Annotated in this window: 18 protein-coding genes; 14 read left to right on the forward strand and 4 right to left on the reverse strand. The window is 67.0% G+C overall.

What is annotated here, in order from left to right; genetic code table 11:
* Positions 1-65 precede the first annotated feature (65 nt).
* From TK49_RS20725 to cheZ, 8 genes are all read left to right on the forward strand, one after another.
* A complete protein-coding gene (locus TK49_RS20725; RefSeq protein ID WP_045219660.1) occupies positions 66-557 on the forward strand; it encodes a chemotaxis protein CheW in 492 nt (163 codons plus the stop codon).
* Positions 558-679: 122 nt separating this feature from the next.
* On the forward strand, positions 680-2,527 hold the full coding sequence (locus TK49_RS20730) for a methyl-accepting chemotaxis protein (RefSeq protein WP_045219662.1): 1,848 nt from the start codon (positions 680-682) through the stop codon (positions 2,525-2,527).
* 225 nt (positions 2,528-2,752) lie between these two features.
* On the forward strand, positions 2,753-4,663 hold the full coding sequence (locus tag TK49_RS20735; RefSeq protein WP_045219664.1) for a methyl-accepting chemotaxis protein: 1,911 nt from the start codon (positions 2,753-2,755) through the stop codon (positions 4,661-4,663).
* Between the two features lie 107 nt (positions 4,664-4,770).
* Positions 4,771-5,652, forward strand: a complete 882-nt coding sequence (locus TK49_RS20740; protein WP_045219665.1) for a CheR family methyltransferase — start codon at positions 4,771-4,773, stop codon at positions 5,650-5,652.
* 77 nt (positions 5,653-5,729) lie between these two features.
* Positions 5,730-6,347, forward strand: a complete 618-nt coding sequence (gene cheD / locus TK49_RS20745) for a chemoreceptor glutamine deamidase CheD (RefSeq protein WP_045220432.1) — start codon at positions 5,730-5,732, stop codon at positions 6,345-6,347.
* Positions 6,348-6,396: 49 nt separating this feature from the next.
* Positions 6,397-7,512 (forward strand): protein-glutamate methylesterase/protein-glutamine glutaminase, encoded by a 1,116-nt coding sequence (locus TK49_RS20750; protein ID WP_045219667.1) that lies wholly within the window; start codon positions 6,397-6,399, stop codon positions 7,510-7,512.
* 171 nt (positions 7,513-7,683) lie between these two features.
* Positions 7,684-8,088, forward strand: coding sequence for a chemotaxis response regulator CheY (cheY, locus tag TK49_RS20755; protein ID WP_045219669.1), 405 nt, complete (start codon positions 7,684-7,686; stop codon positions 8,086-8,088).
* The gene (gene cheZ / locus TK49_RS20760; protein WP_045219671.1) at positions 8,088-8,747 is read left to right on the forward strand and encodes a protein phosphatase CheZ; all 660 of its coding nucleotides are present in this window, start codon (positions 8,088-8,090) and stop codon (positions 8,745-8,747) included. The genes cheY and cheZ overlap by 1 nt, the downstream gene beginning before the upstream one ends.
* A 99-nt stretch (positions 8,748-8,846) precedes the next feature.
* Here cheZ and TK49_RS20765 read toward each other — a convergent pair whose 3' ends face one another.
* Both TK49_RS20765 and TK49_RS20770 read right to left on the reverse strand, forming a co-directional pair.
* Positions 8,847-9,914, reverse strand: coding sequence for a formylglycine-generating enzyme family protein (locus TK49_RS20765; RefSeq protein ID WP_045220435.1), 1,068 nt, complete (start codon positions 9,912-9,914; stop codon positions 8,847-8,849).
* A 35-nt stretch (positions 9,915-9,949) separates the two neighbouring features.
* Positions 9,950-11,923: an arylsulfatase gene (locus tag TK49_RS20770; RefSeq protein ID WP_045220436.1), complete on the reverse strand. Its 1,974-nt coding sequence runs from the start codon at positions 11,921-11,923 to the stop codon at positions 9,950-9,952.
* Positions 11,924-12,244: 321 nt separating this feature from the next.
* Between TK49_RS20770 and flhB the strand changes: the two genes are divergently transcribed.
* Positions 12,245-13,420, forward strand: a complete 1,176-nt coding sequence (flhB, locus tag TK49_RS20775; RefSeq protein ID WP_045219673.1) for a flagellar biosynthesis protein FlhB — start codon at positions 12,245-12,247, stop codon at positions 13,418-13,420.
* Between the two features lie 58 nt (positions 13,421-13,478).
* Here the strand turns inward: flhB and TK49_RS20780 are convergent, their stop codons facing one another.
* Positions 13,479-14,171, reverse strand: coding sequence for a YitT family protein (locus TK49_RS20780; protein WP_238587576.1), 693 nt, complete (start codon positions 14,169-14,171; stop codon positions 13,479-13,481).
* Positions 14,172-14,635: 464 nt separating this feature from the next.
* Between TK49_RS20780 and flhA the strand changes: the two genes are divergently transcribed.
* The 4 genes from flhA to TK49_RS20800 are packed head-to-tail and all read left to right on the forward strand — an operon-like array spanning position 14,636 to position 20,088.
* A complete protein-coding gene (flhA, locus tag TK49_RS20785) occupies positions 14,636-16,726 on the forward strand; it encodes a flagellar biosynthesis protein FlhA (protein ID WP_045219676.1) in 2,091 nt (696 codons plus the stop codon).
* Positions 16,723-18,546 (forward strand): flagellar biosynthesis GTPase FlhF, encoded by a 1,824-nt coding sequence (flhF, locus tag TK49_RS20790; protein ID WP_045219679.1) that lies wholly within the window; start codon positions 16,723-16,725, stop codon positions 18,544-18,546. Before flhA ends, flhF begins: the two co-directional genes overlap by 4 nt.
* Positions 18,547-18,559: 13 nt before the next feature.
* Positions 18,560-19,318, forward strand: a complete 759-nt coding sequence (locus TK49_RS20795; protein ID WP_045219681.1) for a MinD/ParA family ATP-binding protein — start codon at positions 18,560-18,562, stop codon at positions 19,316-19,318.
* Between the two features lie 8 nt (positions 19,319-19,326).
* Positions 19,327-20,088, forward strand: coding sequence for an RNA polymerase sigma factor FliA (locus tag TK49_RS20800; RefSeq protein ID WP_045219683.1), 762 nt, complete (start codon positions 19,327-19,329; stop codon positions 20,086-20,088).
* Positions 20,089-20,106: 18 nt separating this feature from the next.
* Here TK49_RS20800 and TK49_RS20805 read toward each other — a convergent pair whose 3' ends face one another.
* Complete coding sequence (locus TK49_RS20805; protein ID WP_045219685.1) at positions 20,107-21,201, reverse strand: MBL fold metallo-hydrolase; 1,095 nt, start codon at positions 21,199-21,201, stop codon at positions 20,107-20,109.
* A 195-nt stretch (positions 21,202-21,396) separates the two neighbouring features.
* Here TK49_RS20805 and TK49_RS20810 point away from each other — a divergent pair, with 195 nt between their 5' ends.
* Entirely contained in the window at positions 21,397-22,515 is a 1,119-nt protein-coding gene (locus TK49_RS20810) for a 3-deoxy-7-phosphoheptulonate synthase (protein ID WP_045219687.1), read from the forward strand.
* Positions 22,516-22,537 lie beyond the last annotated feature (22 nt).

Consider the following 22,537-nt stretch of genomic DNA (forward strand, 5'->3'; position numbering starts at 1 on the left):
GCTGCATGCATCAGCCACCCACATCGAATTCAATCTAGTGGCCCGACGGGCCAAGGGGAGCCGCAATGGAAGTCAAGGAACACGCGATCGGAGAAGACACCGGCGGGGAAGAGTACCTGGCCTTCACGCTGGGCCGCGAGGAATACGGCATCGACATCCTGAAGGTGCAGGAAATCCGCGGCTACGAGACTGTCACGCGCATTGCCAACGCACCGGACTTCATCAAGGGCGTGATCAACCTGCGCGGCATCATCGTCCCGATCGTGGACCTGCGCATCAAGTTCCAGCTCGAGCGCGTGGAGTACAACCAGTACACCGTCGTCATCATCCTGAACCTGAAGGACCGCGTGGTCGGCATCGTGGTGGATGGCGTGTCCGACGTGCTGACGCTGCAAAGTCAGCAGATCAAGCCGGCGCCGGAGTTTTCGGGGGCGCTGGACACGGAGTACATCCGCGGCCTGGGCTCGATCGATGAACGCATGCTGATCCTGGTGGACATCGAGCGACTGCTCATGTCGGCCGACATGGCACTGTGCGACGAGGCCGAAGCGGCCTGATCGGCAACATGAATCCGGCCGGGGCGCGTTGCGTGCCCGCGGCCGATCGGTCCGGGCCGGGGAGGCCCGGCAGGCGACAAGACACCGCCACAACAGGTGCAGCGCCTCAAGGGGAGGAAAGCATGTTCAGCAGAATGACCATCCGGCTCCGGTTGGGGCTGATGATGGCGGGTGTGGGAGTGCTCGCCGTCATCGTTGGTGTGACGGGCCTCATTGGCATGCGGCACGCCAATACCCGTGTGCAGGAAACGTACTCCGTTCAACTGGCGGGGGCCGTCGCATTGGCGGAGTCCGATGCCAACCTGCTGAGCCTGCGCATCGTGCTGGACCGGGCCGCCATGGCGCCCAATGCGCCAGGGATCGACAAGACGATCGAGCGCGCGAGGATGTTCCTCGACAAGTCGGACGCCGCCTGGAAGCGCTATCGCGCGCTGCCGGTCGCGGCCGACGAGCGCAAGCTGGCCGAGCAGGCCGAAAGCCAGCGCGCCGCCTTCCTGCGCGATGGCGTGGAGGTTCTGCTGCAGGCGGTGCAGGCGCATGACGAGGCGCGCATCAGCAAGACCGTCATGGACGTCATGCCCGCGCTGTACCGCCCGCTGGGCGATACGGTGATCGCCCTCAACCGCATGCAGGTGGATGTCGCCCGCGCGAGCTACGAGGCCACGCAGCGTGAGCACGACAACCTGAGCGCGCTGACTTCGGCGCTGCTGCTGGGCGGCATCGTGGCCGGTGGGCTGATGACATGGGCGCTGCGCCGGTCCATCACGGTGCCGCTGATGCAGGCCATCGAGCAGGCCGAGCACATTACCCAGGGCGACCTCACCCACACGATCCATGTGGACCGCGCCGATGAAACCGGCCGCTTGCTGCTGGCCCTGCAACGCATGCAGGAAAGCCTGCAGAGGATGGTGGGCCAGGTGCGCGCGGGCTCCGACTCGATCGCCAGCGCCACGCAGCAGATCGCCAGCGGCAACGCCGATCTGTCGCAGCGCACCGAGCAGCAGGCTTCCGCGCTCGAGGAAACCGCGTCGAGCATGGAAGAGCTCACGAGCATCGTGAAGCAGAACGCCGACAACGCCCGGCAGGCGAGCCAGCTGGCGGGCAATGCGTCGGATATCGCCGTCAAGGGCGGCGAAGTCGTGGGCCGCGTGGTGGAGACCATGGCGGGCATCAATGAAAGCAGCAAGAAGATCGCCGACATCATCGGGGTGATCGAAGGCATTGCCTTCCAGACCAACATCCTGGCGCTGAATGCGGCAGTGGAAGCTGCGCGTGCGGGCGAGCAGGGACGCGGGTTTGCCGTGGTGGCGGGCGAGGTGCGCAGCCTCGCGCAGCGTTCGGCCACGGCGGCCAAGGAGATCAAGGAACTGATCAGCGATTCGGTGGGCCGTGTCGAAAACGGCTCCATGCTGGTGGCCGAAGCGGGCAGCGTGATCGACGAGGTGGTCGTTGCCGTCAAGCGCGTGACCGACATCATGGGCGAGATCAGCTCGGCGTCGGACGAGCAGAGCACCGGCATCGAGCAGGTCAACCAGGCCGTGAACCAGATGGACGAGACCACGCAGCAGAACGCCGCGCTGGTCGAGCAGGCGGCTGCTGCCGCCATGTCGCTGCAGGAGCAGGCCGATGGGCTGCGCCAGGCCGTGGCGGCCTTCCGCACGCAAGCGGGTACGCCGGCCGCAACGCCACCTGCGGGCCACCCCGAATCGCGCGTTGCCGCAACCGCGGTGGCCAGGGCCGAACCGCAGGCCAAGGCCGCCCGTGTTCGCGCGGCGCGCCCGACGCCGACTGCCGCGGCTCCGGCCCGAGCCACCGCTGCGGCCGTGGCGGCAGCGCCTGCAACCGTACAACAAGGCACGCGCAGCGCAGCCGCCGCCCCTGTGGCAAAGGCGGCCGCGCCAGCGCCCAAGTTGCAAACACCGAAGCTGGTCGCCGCAGGCGGCGACGACAGCGACTGGGAAACCTTTTAACCATGTATGCACGAGATCTTCGCTGCTCGCGAAAGCTCTCTCGTGCGTGTTTGTGGTGTGCAGCCTGCCCCTCGGGGCAGGTTTTTTTTTGCCTGGGCAGGTCATGTCGCAAAGACGGGGTGATCCCCCTCTGAAGGGGCATGCGCCCTAGGCGGTTCTAAAGAGCCGTCCCCTGGGGGCCGATAGCGGTTACAGGGGCATACAGAAAGAGAGGGGTAGACAAACATGGGTTGGATCAAGCGCTTGCCGGTGTCCACGGTCCTCACCGGCGGATTCCTGATCGTGGCCGCAATGGGTGCGGCCATTGGCGGGTTGGGCATCTATACGATCACGCAGTTGACGAAAGCCAGCGAAGAGCTGGCCCAGAAGCAGATGCGCGCCATCACGCAGATGGGCGGTGCGGCCAACAGCCTCGCCCATGCCAGCCGTGCGCAGACGGCACTGCTGATCGCCACCACGCTCAGCGAGCGCAAGACGCTCAGCGGCCAGATCGCCGACAGCATGCAGCGCCTGAAGGAGGGCGTGGACAACGTGCGTCCGCTGTTCACCTCTGACGAGGGCAAGAAGATGATCCGCGAGGTGGATGCCGTCTACCCCGTGTGGAGCAAGCGCATGAACGACTTCGTTGCGCTGATGGACAAGCAGGGCCTGGACCCGACGCAGTTCGACAGCCGCGTCACGGCCGAGAACGTCGGCCTGCTCGACGACACCGCTGCGTTCGAGAAGACGCTCGACAAGATGGTCAAGCGCGTGGAGGAGGTGTCTGCGGCGTCCACCGTCAAGGCGCGGGACGATGCCCAGCGCTCGCGGCTCGTGATGGTCGTCCTGGCGTGCGCCGGTGCGCTGCTGGGCATCGTGCTGGGGCTCGTGATTGCGCGCCGCCTGTCGCGCCAGCTGGGTGGCGAGCCGTCATACGCGGCCGACATCGCGCGCCGCATCGCCGCCGGCGACCTCGCCGTGCATGTGCAGACCCGCCCGGGCGACCGCGACAGCATGCTCTTCGCCATGGCCCAGATGCAGCAGCAGTTGACCAGCACCATCAGCAACATCAAGCGCTCCGCCGATTCCATTGCCAGCGCCACCCAACAGATCGCCGCCGGCAACGCCGATCTGTCGCAGCGTACGGAAGAGCAGGCCAGCTCGCTGGAAGAAACGGCATCGAGCATGGAAGAGCTCACGAGCATCGTGAAGCAGAACGCCGACAACGCCCGGCAGGCGAGCCAGCTGGCGGGCAATGCGTCGGATATCGCCGTCAAGGGCGGCGAAGTCGTGGGCCGCGTGGTGGAGACCATGGCGGGCATCAATGAAAGCAGCAAGAAGATCGCCGACATCATCGGGGTGATCGAAGGCATTGCCTTCCAGACCAACATCCTGGCGCTGAATGCGGCAGTGGAAGCTGCGCGTGCGGGCGAGCAGGGGCGCGGGTTTGCCGTGGTGGCGGGCGAGGTGCGCAGCCTCGCGCAGCGTTCGGCCACGGCGGCCAAGGAGATCAAGGCGCTGATTGGCGATTCGGTGGGCCGCGTGCGCAACGGCTCGGCGCTGGTGGCGGAGGCCGGCGAGGTGATCGAAGAAGTCGTGGTGGCCGTCAAGCGCGTGACCGACATCATGGGCGAGATCTCGGCCGCCTCGGACGAACAGAGCAGCGGCATCGAGCAGGTCAACCAGGCCGTGAACCAGATGGACGAGGTCACGCAGCAGAACGCCGCGCTGGTGGAAGAGGCCGCGGCCGCTGCCCTGTCGCTGGAAGAGCAGGCGCAACTGCTGCGCGACGCCGTGGCGGCGTTCCGCACCGATGCGTCTGCCGAGGCGGCTGCACCCGCTGCCGAAGCGGCTCGTGCGCCGGCCAGCCCGGCCCCGCGCAGCCAGACGCACCCGCCCAGACACGACGTCGTGCCGGCCGTAGCGCGCGCTCAGGGCTCGCGCAAGGCTGCTGCAGCGCCGGTCGCGCCCGCGCAGACGCCGGAGAATGCACCGTCTGCGCCGGTGGCGACCACCGCACGCACAGAAAAAGCGGCCAACGAAGCACATGTGCCGGCCCATCCCGTCGCAGTGGCGGCGGTTTCGGCCGCATCGGCAGGGCCCGCCCTCAAGCTGGCGGCCGGTTCTGCCGATGATGATGACTGGAGCACGTTCTGACGCCGGCTCTGCAGCAGCAAACCTGGCGTGGCGGCCACGGTCGTGACGCCCGCCGAGCATGGATAGCGGGCGCCAGACCCGCAATTACGGGGTAGTTATCAATGGCTATGGCACACACCTTGGCGCCGGTTTCGCCGACGCTCGCGTCGCGTGAGTTTTCGTTCACGGCGGAGGATTTCGCCCGCATCCGTGGCCTGATCTATCGGCGCGCGGGCATTTCGCTGTCCGACCGCAAGAGCGAGATGGTCTACAGCCGCCTGGCCCGCCGCCTGCGCGTGGTCAACCTCGGCTCGTTCCGCGATTATCTCGACGCCCTGGAGAACGGCCACCTGCCCGACGAGTGGGAGGCCTTCACCAACGCGCTCACCACCAACCTGACCGCGTTCTTCCGCGAGCAGCACCACTTCCCGATCCTGGCCGAGCACGCCAAGGCCAAGCGCACGCCGTTCACGGTGTGGTGCTCGGCCTCGTCCACCGGGGAAGAGCCGTACTCGATCGCCATCACCCTGGCCGAGACCTTCGGCTCGATGCATCCGGGGCAGGTGAGCGTGATCGCCTCCGACGTGGACACGAACGCGCTGGCCCGCGCGCGTGCCGGCATCTACCCGATGGAGCGCGTCGCGGCGCTGTCCACCGAGCGGCTGAAGAAGTACTTCCTACGCGGCACCGGCAAGCACGAAGGCTATGCGCGCGTGCGGCCCGAGCTGCAGGCCATGATCGACTTCCGTCAGATCAACCTGCTCGACCGCGACTGGCCGCTCACGCAGAAGTTCGACGTGATCTTCTGCCGCAACGTGATGATCTATTTCGATAAGCCCACGCAGGCCAAGATCCTGGAGCACTTCATCGACGTCATGAAGCCCGACGGCCTGCTCTTTGCGGGCCATTCGGAGAGCTTTCTGCAGATCAGCAAGGCGTGGTCGCTGCGCGGCAAGACGGTCTATGAGATCGCGCCCGACGTGCGCGCGAAGATGGCGGGCGCGCGATGATCGAATTCGGCAAAAAGGCCACCCCGCGTGCCCCGGCTGACACCGTGCGCAGCGACAGCGGCATGACGGCGGGCGCGATGGCCACGCTCGCGCAGTCGGCCGCCAGCACGCACGCGTATTACGACACCACCTTCAGCCGCCGCGCGATGAAGGTGCTGCCCGGCGAGTACTACGTCACCACGGAAGACCTGATGCTGGTGACCGTGCTCGGCTCCTGCGTGACGGCCTGCGTGCGCGACAAGATCCTCGGCATCGGGGGCATGAACCATTTCATGCTGCCCTCGCGCAACGAGGCCGAGTCGATCCTGTCACCATCGATGCGCTACGGCACGCACGCCATGGAAGTCCTGCTCAACCAGCTCTACAAGGCCGGCGCCCGGCGCGAACACCTGGAGATCAAGGTGTTTGGCGGCGCGGCCGTTCTGGCCGGCATGAGCACGCTCGACGTGGGCGAGCGCAACGGCAAGTTCGTCCTCGAGTTCCTGCGCAACGAAGGCTTGCCCGTGGCGGCCAAGGATCTCTTTGACGTGTATCCGCGCAAGGTCTACTTCGTGCCTTCCACCGGACAGATCATGGTGCGCAAGCTGCGCTCGCAAAGTTCCGCGGCCGAGCTCGATGGCGAAGCGCAGTACGCCAGCAAGCTGTCGAAATCCATCGCGGCCAAGCCGCCTTCGCGCCTGCAACTGTTTACGTAATCCCGTTCCCGTTCCCGTATCCCCATCATTCCTGATCCTTGCTCTCCATATGAACGACAAACGCAAGATTCAGGTGCTGTGTATCGACGATTCGGCACTGATCCGCAGCATCCTGAAGGAGATCATCAACGCGCAGCCCGACATGGAAGTGGTGGGCGTGGCGCCAGACCCCATCATCGCGCGCGACCTCATCAAGCAGACCAACCCGGACGTGCTCACGCTGGACGTCGAAATGCCCAAGATGGACGGGCTCGACTTCCTGGAAAAGCTCATGCGCCTGCGCCCGACGCCGGTGGTGATGATCTCGTCGCTCACGGAGCGCGGCTCTGAAGCCACGCTGCGTGCGCTGGAGCTCGGCGCGGTGGATTTTGTCGCCAAGCCCAAGCTCGGCATGCGCGACGGCATGAACGAATACGCCGACCAGATCGCCGACAAGATCCGCGCGGCCGCCCGGGCACGGCTGCGTCCGCGCACTGCCGCCCCCGTTGCCGCAACGGCTGCGCCGCAGGGCACGCACGTGCGGGCCGAGCACGCCCCAGCCACCCCGGCCCCGGCGCGTACCCATTTCTCGTCGACGGAGAAGCTCATCATCGTGGGCGCCTCCACCGGCGGCACCGAGGCGATCAAGGATTTCCTGTTGGAAATGCCGCCAGACTGCCCCGGCATCCTGATCGTGCAGCACATGCCGGCCGGCTTCACCACCTCGTTCGCCAAGCGGCTGGACGGCCTGTGCCGCATCCGCGTGAAGGAGGCCGTGCACGGCGAGCGCGTGCTGCCCGGCCACGCCTACATCGCCCCGGGCGACATGCACCTGTCGCTCGGCCGCAGCGGCGCCAACTACGTCACCGAGTTGGACCAGGGCCCGCCCGTGAACCGCCACCGGCCGGCGGTGGACGTGCTGTTCCGGTCCGCCGCGCGCAACGCAGGGGCCAATGCCCTGGGCGTGATCCTCACCGGCATGGGCAAGGACGGCGCGGCAGGCATGCTGGAGATGCGCAACGCCGGCGCCTACAACGTGGCCCAGGACGAGGCCTCGTGCGTGGTCTACGGCATGCCCAAGGAAGCCGTGGCGCACGGCGGCGTGCACGAGGTGCTGCCGCTGTCGCAGATCGGCCCGCACGTGCTGGCCCGGCTGTCCGCCCATGGCCGCGTGACGCGGGTGTAGCCGGCCGGCTCTCAGGCTGGCCGCGCCTTCGGTGCGGCCCGTGGGGCCGCCCGCCATGGGCCGCGAACCGGGTCGTTGCATCGGCGGCGCTCAAGAATCGGCCAGGAGCGCCGATAAGACAGCCAAGGAAGCCCGAACCCCCCAAAATTTTAGTAAGTGGAGATTGTGTCCATGGACAAGAGCCAGTTCCGATTCCTCGTCGTCGATGACTTTCCGACGATGCGCCGGATCGTGCGTAACCTGCTCAAGGAACTCGGTTTTGCCAACGTCGACGAAGCCGAAGATGGCGCGGCCGGCCTGGCCAAGGTCAAGGAAGGCCGGTTCGATTTCGTGATCTCGGACTGGAACATGCCGAACATGGACGGTCTGCAGATGCTGCAGAGCATCCGCGCGGATGCCAACCCGTCCATCAGCAAGCTGCCGGTGCTGATGGTGACGGCCGAAGCCAAGAAGGAAAACATCATCGCCGCCGCGCAGGCCGGCGCCAGCGGCTACGTGGTCAAGCCGTTCACGGCCGCCACGCTGGACGAAAAGCTGGGCAAGATCTTCGAGAAACTGGAAAAAGCGGGGGCCTGATGAGCGAGATGCACGACGGCGCCCAGGCGAGCGCCGCACAGGGTGCCGACCACGGCGACATGCCCGAGATGCTGCAGCGCATTGGCCATCTCACGCGCATGCTGCGCGAGAGCATGCGCGAGCTGGGCCTGGACAAGGGCGTGGAGCGCGCTGCTTCGGCCATTCCCGACGCGCGTGACCGCCTCAATTACATTGCCAACATGACGGAGCAGGCGGCTACCCGCGTGCTCAACGCCATCGACGCGGCCCGCCCGGTGCAGGACGCACTCGAGTCCGACGCCGAGGCGCTGGTCAACCGCTGGCAGTCGTGGATGGACCGCCAGCTTGGCGATGATGAGATCCGCGAGCTCGTCGGCCAGACCAACGGCTTCCTGCGCAGCGTCCCGCAGAAGACGCGCGACACCAACCACCAGCTCATGGAAATCCTGATGGCCCAGGACTTCCAGGACCTGACCGGACAGGTCATCAAGAAGGTGCTGGACGTGGTGCAGCTCATTGAAAGCCAGCTCGTCAGCATCCTGCTCGACAACGCGCCGGAACACCTGCGCGTGGAAGTGGCGCCGACGCTGCTCAACGGTCCGCAGATCAACCCGGACCATCCGGATGTGGTTGCCAACCAGGAGCAGGTGGACGATCTGCTGGAAAGCCTGGGCTTCTGAACCTGGCGCCGGACACAACAAAACGGGCGTTGCGACGATGTGCGCAACGCCCGTTTTGTTTTTTGTTTTCCTCGTTCAATACGGCAAATACCGCTGCCTTCAATCCCGCAGGATGGTCCGGAACCCGATGTGCGCGGCTGGCAGATCGGCTTCCTGCGCCTCGCGTGCAGAGGCCCGGTAGCGCACGCAAAAGTCCGGCGAGCAGAGGAACGAGCCGCCCTTGATCACCACCGGCCGGTTCGGCTGGCTGTTGCCCTGCCCAAAGCGTTGCGGCTGGTCCAGCGCTGCCACGGCGCGCGTGTCGCCATTGGCGTGAGACTGATGCGGGCCGGTATAGGCGTCGCGCGTCCATTCCCATACGTTGCCGATCATGTCGTACAGCGCGAAGCCGTTGGCGGCATAGCAGCCGACCGGGCCGATGCCTGCGCGGCCGTCCTCCGCGGTGTCCAGCACGGGAAAGATGCCCTGCCAGTAATTGGCGCCGGGTTTGCCGTTGCCATCGCGCGGAGCTTTTTCAAGATCGGCGCCGTCTCGGCCGGCCTTGCCGGCGTATTCCCACTCGGCTTCCGTCGGCAGGTCGTGGCCCAGCCAGCGGGCGTAGGCCAGTGCATCGGCCTGGGTGACACGTGTCACGGGCTGGTTGTCGGCATCGGCAAGCCTGCTGTCGGCGCCTGTCGGGTGGCGCCAGTCCGCGCCCTTGACCCAGCGCCACCATGCATAGGGGCGTGTCTGCATCTCTGCCGAATCGGGCACGTGAAACACCACCGCGCCGCCCTGGCGCTCGGCGTCGGTCACATAGCCGGTGGCGGCCACGAAGGCAGCGAACTGGGCGTTGGTCACCTCCGTCTGGTCGATCCAGAAGCCGCGCACGCGCGTCTGGGCGGCGGTGCCATCACGCTGCGCGGGGCGTTCGTCCGGATAGCCGAGCGTGGTGCCGAAGGTGAAGCTGCCGCTGCTCACGTGCACCATGCCGGCCCGCGTGTCGTGCCGCCAGCCGGGCGGCAACCCGGCGTAGCGGGCACAGGCGTCGGGGGTGCCCAGCGGCAGGCGTGGGGCGGTGTGCGCGGTGACCACGTTCGCGGCGCGGGCCGCCATGTTGCCGCCGGCCGGGTGCAACGCAACGGCGGTCACCGCGGCCAGCGGCGCACCGGCCAACAACCAGCGCAAGCCCCTGCGCCTGCGCTTCTCTACCACGGCGCCCATCAGTAAAACCCGCGTGGGCGCAGCGGCTCCACACCGCCAACGCTGCGCATGTAGTCATGCCATTGCTGGTACAGCGTGGCGGCCACGTCAGGGTGCTGCGCAGAGACATCGTTGGTCTCGCCGCGGTCGCTGGCAATGTCGAAGAGCTGCCAGTGGCCGTCGGCCGCACCCAGCGGCGGTTCGGTCCACAGCGCCTTCCAGCGGCCGTCTGCGCTGCGCAGATAGGCGCGGCCGTACGACTCGTCGCCAAAGGGCTGCGTGTGGATGGGCCCCGCATCGGCAGATTGCCGGATCGACGCCAGCAGCGACACGCCCGTCACCGGATACACCGCGCGGCCGCCGTATTGCACCTTGCCCTTGTTCTGGTCCACACCGTTGCCGTCCACGGCCGGCTGCGCGGGTGTACTGGGCGGCGCAATACCGGCCACGGCCAGGAAGGTGGCGGTGTTGTCGGTCACATGCGTGAAGCGCGTGATGGGCGGCAGCGCCTGGGTCTGGCCCGGCAGGCGCACGATGGCTGGCACGGAGACACCGCCTTCGGCCGCATGGCCCTTGACCAGGTTGAACGGCGTGGCGCTCACCTCGGCCCAGCGCAGGCCGTATTGCAGGCGCTGCGCGTTGGCCAGGCCGTTATCGGTGCCGAGCCTGGAGTAGACCGGCTCGGTGGCGTTGGCTTCATCGGTGGCCTTCGGGTCGGCGCCGGAGTCGATCGGCCAGCCTTCAGCGCCGTTGTCCGACTGGAACATGATGAAGGTGTTGTCGTACTCGCCAATGTCTTTCAGGTGCTGGATCAACAGGCCGATGTTGTAGTCGAGGTTTTCGACCATGCCGGCGTAGATCTCCATGTAGCGCGCCTGCGCCTTGCGCTCCAGCGGCGTGAGGTCGCTCCACTTCTTGTTGACGTAGCCGGGGCCGTAGTCGGTATAGCCCTGCGCGGGGCCGTGGTTGGCGTTGATGTAGCGCGCATTGGCGGTGCCGTTGTTGGGCGATGCGGCCGAACGCGTGGTCGTGCCGGGCAGCCCGGCAAACGGCGTGAAATCGGCCGGAATGATGCCCAGTGCCTTCTGACGCGCGATGCGCGCATCGCGGATGACGTCGTAGCCCGCGTCATAGCGGCCGGCATATTTGTGCAGCCACGGGTCCGGCACCTGCAGCGGCCAGTGCGGCGAGGTGTAGGCCGCATAGGCAAAGAACGGCTTGCCGTCGCCCTTGTGCGAGTCGATGTAGCTGATCAGCTTCTGCGTGTAGAAGTCCGTCGAATAGAACACCGCCGGGCTGCCGCCCACGCCGCCCGGTTGCCCTGGCTGGCCCGGTTGCACATAGGCGCCGTCTTCCGTGTAGTTCCTGGCGTTGGCGGTTTCATGGCCGAAGTGGTTGCTGGCCGCACCCGGCAGCAGCGCATACGAGCGCTCGAAACCCCACTGGTCGGGCGTCTTGCCCAGGTTGGCGGCGCTGCCCGCAATGCCGTTGCCCAGGTGCCACTTGCCGGCCATGTAGGTGTGATAACCGCCGTCCTTCAGCAGTTGCGCGACCGACAGCGCGCGGTCGTTCAGATAGCCCTCGTAGCCGGGCAGCCCGGCGCGCTCATCGTTGGGCGCACCCATGGTGCCTTCGCCCACCAGGTGGTGGTCGGTGCCCGAAATGAGCATCGCGCGCGTGATGGCGCAGACGGTGCCCGCGTGGTGGTTGGTCAGCAGCCGGCCCGACTGCACCAGCGCGTCGAGGTTGGGCGTGTCGATCTCGCCGCCCATGGCATGGATGTCGGAATAGCCGAGGTCGTCGGCCATGATGTACAGGATGTTCGGCTTGCGGGCCGGCGTGTCCGGTGTGCTGTTGTCGGTGCCGGCTGTGGACGTGCCGGGCGGCGAATCGCTGCCGCACGCACTGAGTGTGGCAAGGGCGGTGGCGAGCAGGGCCGCCAGCATGCGCTGGCGCAGGGGCAAGGCAGGGGAGTTGGCTCGATCGGGCGACATGACGGTGGGTCCGTTCTGCATTCTGGTTTGGAGAACGGGTCATGCTATGGACGCCCCCTGCATAAGGCGACGAAGTTTTCCGCAGGTCGATATGACGGAGAGGCGTCTTGCCGGTCGGCAGGCCGTTGCCGCGCCATTGCGAACCCCACGTCAGCTCTGAATGGACGACGTTTGCGCTGCAGCCCGGGCCATTTCATCGAAAAAAACGCTCCCGGGCTCTCTTTTCCACGCTTCTGCCAGGCGCGGGTGCCGGAATAATGCAGCGGTCGGTCATCAGGCCGGTGCTGTGTACTTCATTCCGTTTACCCCTCGCGCGCCGGCATGTCCGAAGAAAGCGATCTCGAAAAAACCGAACCCGCCTCTCCGAGGCGCCTCGAGCAGGCGCGCGAGGAAGGCGACGTTCCCAGATCGCGGGAACTGGGTTCGTTCGCCCTGCTGGCCGTGGGCGCTGGCGGCCTGTGGGTCATGGGCGACGCGATCGTGCGGGCGGCCTCGTCGTTCCTGGCGCGGTGCCTGGAGTTCCATCGTTACGACTACACCCGCACCCAAGACCAGTGGACGTACGTGGCGGCGCAGTTCACGCCGCTGGCCGTGGTGCTGGGCGGGCTGCTGCTTCTGCTTGTCCTGGCGGCTCTGACGCCGCTGGCGCTCACACGCGGGGCAATCTCGTTCAAGCCGCTGGCACCGGACATCACGCGGCTGTTCAAGCTGCACGGCCTCACGCGCATGTTTTCGGTGGAGGGGCTGCTGGAGCTGCCCCGGCTGCTGATCAAGCTGGCGCTCGTGGCGGGTGTGGGCTGGTGGCTCATCACGTATTACCGCGGGGCCTTCATCGAGCTGCCGCAGCAGAATCTGCGCACCGCCATGCAGGAGACGATGCATGTGGCGGGTGTGGCGTTCCTCTGCATGGCGGGCGTGATGCTGCTGGTGGCGGCCGTCGATGTGCCGCTGGCGCTGTGGCAATACGCCCGCAAGCACCGCATGACCAAGGAGGAGGTGCGCAAGGAGCACCGCGAGTCGGAGGGCGACCCGCATGTCAAGGGCCGCATCCGCGCGATGCAGCGCCAGGTCGCCCAGCGCCGCATGATGGCTGACGTGCCCAAGGCCGACGTGATCGTCACCAACCCGACGCACTACGCCGTGGCGCTGCGCTATTCCGAGCAGGAGGGCGGCGCGCCGCGCGTGCTGGCCAAGGGCGCCGACCTGGTGGCCGCCAAGATCCGCGAGCTCGGCACCGAGCACAAGGTCCCGATTCTGGAAGCCCCGCCGCTGGCGCGGGCGTTGTACCGGCATACCGAGATCGGCCAGCAGATTCCGCAGGCGCTGTACGCCGCCGTGGCCGAGGTGCTGGCGTACGTCTATCAGCTGCGCCGCATGCATCAGGTCGGTGGCCGTGCGCCCGTGCGCCCGACCGATCTGCCGGTGCCCGCCGATATGGACCCGGGGCCGCAGCCCGGCCCGGACGACGCCGATGACGACGTCACCGGCAACGCCTGACGGATCGGCAATCCCAACGTTGATGCTGACGCTTTCGTCGGTGAGGCCCCGCCTGCCGCTACCGCACCACGACGTTATATCGGCCTGGGCGGTGCCATGCGATCACCATCGCGCTCATGGCAACCGCGCTCAGGGCCGACCAGCCCACACGGCCGGTCGGAATGACCAGGAGCGATGTCAGCAGAATCATCGAGTCGATGGCCACCTGCACGATCCCCGCATTGATTCCCCGCGTGCGCTGCAGCCAGAGCGTCAGAACGCCCGTGCCGCCCACGCCGGAGCCATGCCGGGCCAGCGCCAACACCCCCATGCCGTTGAGCGTTCCGCCCACCACCGCCGCAAACAGCGGGCTCTCAAAATCGATGTGTAACGCCTGCCGCGTCACTGCAAGCAGGAGGGTGATCCCGCAACTGGCCAGCGTCGACTTGATGGCAAAACGCGGGCCCATGACGAAATAGGCGAACACGAAAAACGGCACGTTGACCAACGTGAAAATGGTGCCGACCGACATCGGCGCCACGTACGACACGAGCAACGCGATCCCTGCAATGCCACCGGTCACGAGTCCGGCTGCGCTGAGCAGCACCACCCCCGTCACGATGAACATCATGCCGACGGCCATGCCGTAGACGTCTTCGAGCATCGTGTGCTGGGCGGCATGGGGCGGGCTTGCTGCAACGGCGCTGCTTGCGTGATGAAGCTGATGGTCCATGGCGCCGCTCATCGGATGAACGGCCAGTCCGGCAAACAATCATGGATGTCCGGTAATCCAGAGGTGGGGTGCTTCATTGAACCTTGCCTATGATCGGGTTGGTGCATCCACGCACCGGACACTGCACCACCTTCGTGCGGTGATGCCTGGAACCGGGTCTTGTGGGCGGCGTTTCAGGATGATTTGCAAGTCCCATACCCAGCGCCCCGGGCTGCATGGCGCATACGACCAGGCCGCTGCTGCAGCGCGAGGGTATCGAAAGGGGTGCGGTTGAGGGACGGGATTGGTACAGCCTGGTTGAGTACGCGATTCTGTATGAAAGTCTGGTACGACGCACCTCCAGGCCCCCCTGGCGGCGTGAAGGGGGCAAAGCGCACCCCCCGGTGGGAGGGTATTTCAGAGAAAAGCCGCCTTTTGGGCGGCTTTCTCGCTTCTTCGGTTTGGCGGTGCGGGCGGCAAGATGGCAGCCATCGCAAAAGCCCCCCGCTGCCTGTCCCCCCACGATGAACGCCGCCTTGCTCCGAGTCCAAAGCTTCCTGCGCCAGGGCGACTACCGCTCCGCCGCCGGCCCGGTGCTGATCATCCTGATCCTGGCGATGATGGTGTTGCCGCTGCCGCCGTTCGTGCTGGACCTGCTGTTCACGTTCAACATCGCGCTGTCCATCATCGTGCTGCTCATCAGCATGCACACGCTCAAGCCGCTGGATTTCTCGTCGTTCCCCAGCATCCTGCTGATCACGACGCTGATGCGGCTGTCGCTGAACGTGGCCTCCACCCGCGTGGTGCTGATGGAAGGTCACACCGGCCCCGACGCCGCCGGCAAGGTGATCGAGGCGTTCGGCCACTTCCTGGTGGGTGGCAACTACACCGTCGGCATCGTGCTGTTCGTCATCCTGGTGATCATCAACTTCATGGTGATCAGCAAGGGCGCGGGCCGCATCGCCGAGGTCAGCGCGCGCTTCACGCTCGACGCGATGCCGGGCAAGCAGATGGCCATCGACGCCGACCTGAACGCCGGCCTCATCCGAGAAGACGAGGCGCGCCGCCGCCGCACGGCCATCGCCCAGGAAGCCGAATTCTTCGGCTCCATGGACGGTGCCAGCAAGTTCGTGCGCGGCGATTCGGTGGCGGGCATCGCCATCCTGCTCATCAACATCGTCGGTGGCCTGGCCGTGGGCGTGCTCCAGCACAACATGGACATCGGCCACGCCGCCACCAACTACACGCTGCTCACCATCGGCGACGGGCTGGTCGCGCAGATTCCCGCGCTGGTGATCTCCACCGCGGCGGGCATCATGGTCAGCCGCGTGTCGACCGACAAGGACGTCGGCCAGCAACTGTCCAGCGAGCTGTTCGCCATGCCGACGGTGCTGATGACGACCGCCGGCGTGCTCGGCCTGCTCGGTCTGGTGCCAGGCATGCCGCATTTCCCGTTCATCCTGTTCGGCGGTGCGCTGGGCTACCTCGGCTGGTACCTGAAGAAGAAGCGCGCGGTGCCTGAAGTCGAGCCGGTGCTGCAGGCCATTGCCCCCGTCGATACGCCCGAAGCGAGCTGGGACGACGTCTCGTGGGTCGACGTGCTGGGCCTCGAGATCGGCTACCGCCTGATCCCGCTCGTCGACAAGAGCCAGGACGGCGAGCTGCTGCGCCGGATCAAGGGCATCCGCAAGAAGTTCACGCAGGACATGGGCTTCCTGGCGCCGGTGGTGCACATTCGCGACAACCTGGAGCTGGGGCCCTCGTCGTACCGCATCACGCTCAAGGGCGTCGAGATCGGCCAGGGCGAGGTGCAGCAGGGCAAGTTCCTCGCCATCAACCCGGGTGGCCAGGACGGGCGCCTCGGTACGCAACTGCCCGGAACGCCCACGGTCGACCCGACCTTCGGCCTGCCGGCCCTGTGGATCACCGCCGACGTGCGCGACCGCGCCCAGGCCGAGGGCTATACGGTGGTCGATTGCAGCACGGTCATCGCCACGCACGTCAATCAGTTGATTTACACCCATAGCACCGAGCTTCTCGGCCGTTTGGAAGTGCAGCAGTTGCTCGATCATTTGGCCAAGGAAGCACCGAAGCTGGTCGAAGACGTTGTGCCCAAGCTGTTGCCCGTCGCGACCGTGCAGAAGGTGCTGCAGAACCTGCTGGACGAAGGCCTGCACATCCGCGACATCCGCACCATCGTCGAGACGCTGGCGGAACACGGAGGCAGGACGCAAGACCCCGCCGAACTCACCGCCGCCGTGCGCGTGGCCCTTGGCCGGGCGATTGCCCAGCAGCTCTTTCCGAACAAGACCGAAATGCAGGTCGTCACGCTCGACCCGAATCTGGAGAACATCTTGCTGCAAAGCGTCGTTGGCTCGAATGCCGGCCCGATCGAACCGCAACTGGCTGACTCGCTCATGCAGGCGGCCGCCGATTCGTCGCGCCAATACGAACAGATGGGCCAGACGGGCGTCCTGCTCGTGCCGCCCGCGCTGCGCCCGATGCTTGCCCGCCTCTTCAAGCGGGCCGCGCCGGGGCTGCGCGTGCTCTCGCACGCCGAAATTCCCGATCACCGCACGATTAAGGTTGTCGCCATGCTTGGAGGCCGCGCATGAAAATGCATCGATTTACCGGACTGACGTCGCGCGACGTGTTGCGCAAGGTCCGAGACCAATTGGGCGACGATGCGCTGATCCTGTCGAACCGCGCCGTGCCTGGCGGTATCGAGGTCATTGCCGCATCCGACACGCATCTCGATGCGCTGGTCGATCCGCATTCGACCGCGCCAAGGGCCGCCCAGCGCCGTCCGGTGGCCCCGGCGCCGATCCCGGAGCCGGCACCTGCCGCTGAAGCCGCCGTGGCCGCTGTTGCCGCACCCGCGGAACACAGCGCGCAGACCGACACGCCCGCACCGAGCGCACTGGCCCGCCTGCGCAACCGCTTCATCGCATCGCGCCGTGCCGCGCAGGACGATGCCGTACCGGCTGCCGCCGCCAAGGCCGCCGGCAGCACGCTGCAGACGCGCGTCGATGACGACGTCGCCCTGACGCCCGCACAGGCTTCGGCCGAAGACCCGCTCGTGGCTTCCACACGCATGCTCGCCGGTCTGTCGCTGGACCGCGCCAACGAAAGCGCCGCACACGCGCAGGCCAGCACCGCGCAGTTCATTGCCCGCCGCGCCGCCGCGGAAGACGACGAGTTGCCGCGCGCGCAGGAAGAACGCAAGCCCGCGCTGCGCAGCTTTGCCGAGCGCGTCGAGGCGCAGGCCCGTGCCACGCGCGCCGAGCAGAAGGTGCACGCGCGGCAATCGACCGACGACATCTTCGTCCGCATGGAAGACACGATGGCCAAGCCCGAAGCGCCCCTCGAAGACATGCGCCTGCAGCGCTCGGCGATCGACCTGCGCGCCGACCTGAAGGCCGACCTGAAGGCGGAGAGCGACGCCATGACGCGCCGCATGGTCAGCGAGATCGACACGCTCAAGAGCACGCTGAACGACGCCATGTCCAGCCTCGCCTCGCTGGGTGTGAAGCTGGGCGACCCGGTGCGTACGCGCCTGTTCCAGACCATGCTGAACGCGGGGTTCTCGGCGCAGCTCACGCGCTACGTGCTCGAGAACATGCCGCAGCACGACACCTATGAAGGTGCGCTGGACTTCGTGCAGCGCGCGATCGAAAAGAACCTCGCCGTGGTGCAGGACGAAAACAGCCTGCTCGACCAGGGCGGCGTGTTTGCCCTGATGGGCCCGACCGGTGTGGGCAAGACCACCACCACCGCCAAGCTGGCCGCGCGCTTCGTGCTGCGCCATGGCGCGTCGCGCGTGGCCCTGCTCTCGACCGACAGCTACCGGATCGGCGGCCACGAGCAGCTGCGCATCTACGGCAAGATCCTGGGCGTCACGGTGCATGCCGTGAAGGACGCGCAGGACCTGAGCCTTGCGCTGAACGACCTGCGCGAGAAGCACGTCGTGCTGATCGACACCATAGGTATGAGCCAGCGCGACCGCGCCGTGTCGGAACAGATGGCGATGCTGCATGCCGTGGGCCCGTCGATCAAGCGGCTGCTGCTGCTGAACGCCACGAGCAACGGCAAGACGCTCGACGAGGTGGTCAGCGCCTACCGCAACGCCCACACCGGCGACGCCAACCTGGCCGGCTGCATCCTGACGAAGATCGACGAGGCCGCTTCGGTCGGCCACGCGATGGACGTGATGATCCGCCGCCGCCTGCCGCTGCACTACGTGTCGTACGGCCAGCGCGTGCCGGAAGACATTGCCGCGCCCAACAAGAAGCTGCTGATCCATCGCAGTTTCCGCGCGGGGGCGGAGCAGTCGTCGTTTGCGCTCGATTCGGACGAATCGCTGCTGGTGGCGCAGGCCGCCGCGCGTGGCCAGCTCGGCCGCGAGCCCGGTCTGGCCGCGTTCGACTTCGCATGAGCAAGGGGGCACGATGACGACCCCATTCGTCAAGGACCAGGCCGCCGGGCTGCGCCGCATGCTGGGGCAGGCTGCCAGCCGGCGCGTGCTGCTGATCGGCGCGCAGGAGCAGGTCGATGACATCGTCGACAACCTGCGCATTGCGTTGTCGGCCCTGGGTCGCGACGCTGCGGTGGTCAGTGCCCAGACCGTCGTGGCCGTGGCCGGTGTGCTCGAGGAGCACGACGACACGGCAGACGTGACGCTGGTGGCCGCGCATTTCGGTACGCGCGCGCTGGCCACCGTGGCCGAGGCGTGCGACGACGTGCTGCTGGCGTTCTCCGACGGCGCGGAAGGCATCAAGAGCGCCTACACGCTGCTCAAGAAAACCGCGGTGCTGCAGGGCAGCGCGGGCATCCGCACCCTGGTGTGCGGCGCGCATTCGGTCGATTCTGCGGTGCGCGTGTTCCGCAACCTCGCCAACACCGTGGGCCAGTACCTGAACACCCGCATTGATTTCGCCGGTTATCTGCCGGAAGACCGGCATATCGAACTGGCGCTCTCGCTCGGCAAGCCCGTGGCGAGCGCGTTTCCCGCATCCCCCTCGGCCATGGCCTTCCGCCAGCTGGCCGAGGAGATGCTGAGCTGGGCCAGCGCCGAGGCCCAGCCCCAAGCCGGCGCGGCAGGGTCGCCGTCGCAGGTGATGGTGTCGGCGCAGGCACAGACGATGTCGAGTTCGGCACCGACGGCAACGCCACGCGCCGCAACGCGCGCGGCCGAGCTGGTTTATTGAGGCGCACCATGAACGAAGCGCCAAAGGCAGGCATGGATATGTACACCGCAACCGGTCGCAAGACCAAGTCCGACGAGATGGCCACGTACGCACCGCTGGTACGTCGCATTGCCAACCAGATGATGGTGAAGCTGCCCGCCAGCGTCGAGCTCGACGACCTCATCCAGGCCGGCATGATGGGTTTGCTCGATGCGCTGTCGCGCTATGAAGAAACGCAGGGCGTGCAGTTCGAGTTCTACGCGGCCCAGCGCATTCGCGGCGCCATCCTCGATGAGCTGCGCGGCTCCGACTGGCTGCCGCGCGGGTTGCGCCGCAACGCGCGCACGATCGAACAGGCCATTCAGAAACTGCAGCAGCAGAAGGGCCGCGCGCCCACCGAAACCGAGATCGCCACGGCGCTCGGCATGTCGCTGGCCGACTACCAGAAGCAGCTTGTCGACCTGCAGGGCAGCCAGCTGCTGTATTACGAAGACTTCGACCGCGAAGACGCCGACGCCTTCATCGAGAACCGCGCCGCCGAAAACGACGCCACGCCGCTGGACCAGTTGCTGGACCACGACTTGCGCGAGTCGGTGGTGGCCGCCATCGAGGCGCTGCCCGAGCGCGAGAAGCTGATGATGAGCCTGTATTACGAGCAGGACCTGAACCTGCGCGAAATCGGCGCCGTGATGGGCGTGTCGGAGTCGCGCGTGTGCCAGATCCACAGCCAGGCGATTGCCCGGATCCGTGCGCGGCTGCGCGATCGCGCGTGGCTGCCGACCCCGACCTGATCGGCACCGGACAGCGTTCTATTGCGCGGCCAGCGAGTCATTTCGCGGCCGCGTTTTCATTTGCGGCAGCTCGGCGACGAGGCGTTCGGCGGCGGCGTCCCACACGCGGGTCTCGCCATGGCGGAAGAGCAGGAAGCGCTCGGCCGGCACGTCCGCGGCCTTCAGGGCGTTTGCCAGGTCGGTGATGGGCTGGTCCAGCGGTTCGTCCGTCAGCTCGAACGTGCCCCAGTGGATGCCCACGGCCTGCCGCGCCCCGACATCGTGCATGACCTGCACGGCTTCGCTCGGGTCGATGTGCTGGGCCTTCATGAACCACCGCGGCTCGTAGGCGCCCACGGCAATCGCCGCCACGTCGAAGTGGCCGAAGCGGGCGCCGATGTCGCGCGTGTCCTGCGAGTATCCGAGGTCGCCCGAAAACCAGAAGCGCAGTTGCGGATGCAGCAGCGCCCAGCTGCCCCAGAGCGTCTGGTTGCGGTCGTACAGGCCGCGTGCGGACCAATGCTGCACGGCGCAGAACTGCGCGGTGAAGGGGCCGAAGCGCGCTTCGTCGTCCCAGTCGAAGGCGCGCACGTTGGCGCCGTGGTCCGCGCCCTTTCCGGCAAGGCGCGTGCCGCGCACGTTGCGTGCAAACCAGCGCTCGACCCCCGGCGGCACGAAGAACATCGGCGCGCCGCCCGGCTGCCGCATCAAGGCTCGCACGCTGGCCTTGTCGAGGTGGTCGTAGTGGTTGTGCGAGATCAGCACCAGGTCGATATGCGGCAACTGACTGAGCGACAGGCCCGGCGGCTGGTGCCGGCGCGGTCCGGCAAACGGCAGCGGCGACGCCCGGTTGGAGAACACCGGATCGGTCAGCACGTTGAGGCCCCCGATCTGCAGCAGCAGCGTTTCATGGCCGATCCACGTGAGCTGCGGTACGGCCGGCGGCTGGTGGATGGCCGCCAGGTTCGGTGCAACGCAGGACAGGTCGCGCGTGGGGGGCTTGGGCAGGCCGAGGCGGCGGCGCTCGCGCTGCCATTGCCAGAAATCGCCGCCCGGGCGAGGGTGTGCGTAGCGGTTGCGAAAGCCGTCCGGCGTGTGATGGGGTTTGGCGGGATCGTAATAGGGGTTCTTCATTTCACCATGACGCCGGGCACCGGTCGGGGCGCGATGCTGCGGCTCTAGCTTGCGGGAGAACGCGGATTCCGCCCAGATCAGGACGTTTGGCGGCTTCGCAAGGGTACTCCGGTCTGCCGGATTGCGCTTTGTCCCCCTTTTTCAGCGCAGTTGTAGCAACATGCGGGCTGCTGAGAGCTTCCACCCTTGCTTGCCATGATGCGTATCGATAACCCCCAACATGACCAGGAAGTCGGCGTGGCCGACGCAACGCAGGATACGACCCGTATCGACGATGTGCGCATTGGCGCCGTGCGCCCGCTGATCTCGCCGGCACTGCTGCTCGACGAGCTGCCCGTGTCGCCCGAAGTGCAGGCCCACGTCGAGGCGAGCCGGACGGCCATCACCGCCGCACTGAACGGGCAGGACGACCGGCTCATCGCGGTGGTCGGCCCGTGCTCGATCCACGATCACGATCAGGCGATGGAATATGCCCATCGGCTGCACGCCGCTGCGCAACGCCTGCAAGACGATCTGCTCATCGTCATGCGCGTGTACTTTGAAAAGCCGCGCACCACCGTCGGCTGGAAGGGCTACATCAATGATCCGAGGCTCGACGGCAGCTTCCGCATCAACGAGGGGCTGCGCCGTGCGCGGGAGCTGCTGCTCGAGGTCAACGCGCTGGGGCTGCCGGTCGCCACGGAATTCCTCGACCTGCTGAGCCCGCAGTACATCGCCGACCTGGTCGCCTGGGGCGCGATCGGCGCGCGGACCACCGAAAGCCAGAGCCACCGCCAGCTGGCCTCGGGTCTGAGCTGCCCGATCGGCTTCAAGAACGGCACCGACGGCGGCGTGCAGATCGCGGCCGATGCGATCCTGGCGGCGCGCTCGTCGCATTCGTTCATGGGCATGACGAAGATGGGCATGGCCGCCATTTTCGAGACGCGCGGCAACCGCGATGCGCACGTGATCCTGCGCGGCGGCAAGAAGGGGCCGAACTACGACGCGGCCGCCATCGAAGACGCCTGCGCGATCCTGCGCCAGGCAGGGCTGCGCGAGCACGTGATGGTCGACTGCTCGCACGCGAACTCGGGCAAATCGCACGTGCGCCAGATCGACGTGGGGCAGGACGTCGCGCGGCAGTTGGCGGCCGGCGAGCGCCGCATCCTCGGCGTCATGATCGAAAGCCACCTCGAGGAAGGCCGCCAGGATCTGAAGCCCGGCGTGCCGCTGCAGCGCGGTGTGTCGATTACCGACGCGTGCCTCGGCTGGGCGCAGACCGAGCCGCTGCTGGACACGCTCGCCGCAGCCGTGCAGGCACGCCGGCGCGGCTGATTCGCCGCCCGGGCCGCGTTAT

It is taken from the genome of Ralstonia mannitolilytica, assembly GCF_000954135.1.
Taxonomy (GTDB): Bacteria; Pseudomonadota; Gammaproteobacteria; order Burkholderiales; family Burkholderiaceae; genus Ralstonia; species Ralstonia mannitolilytica.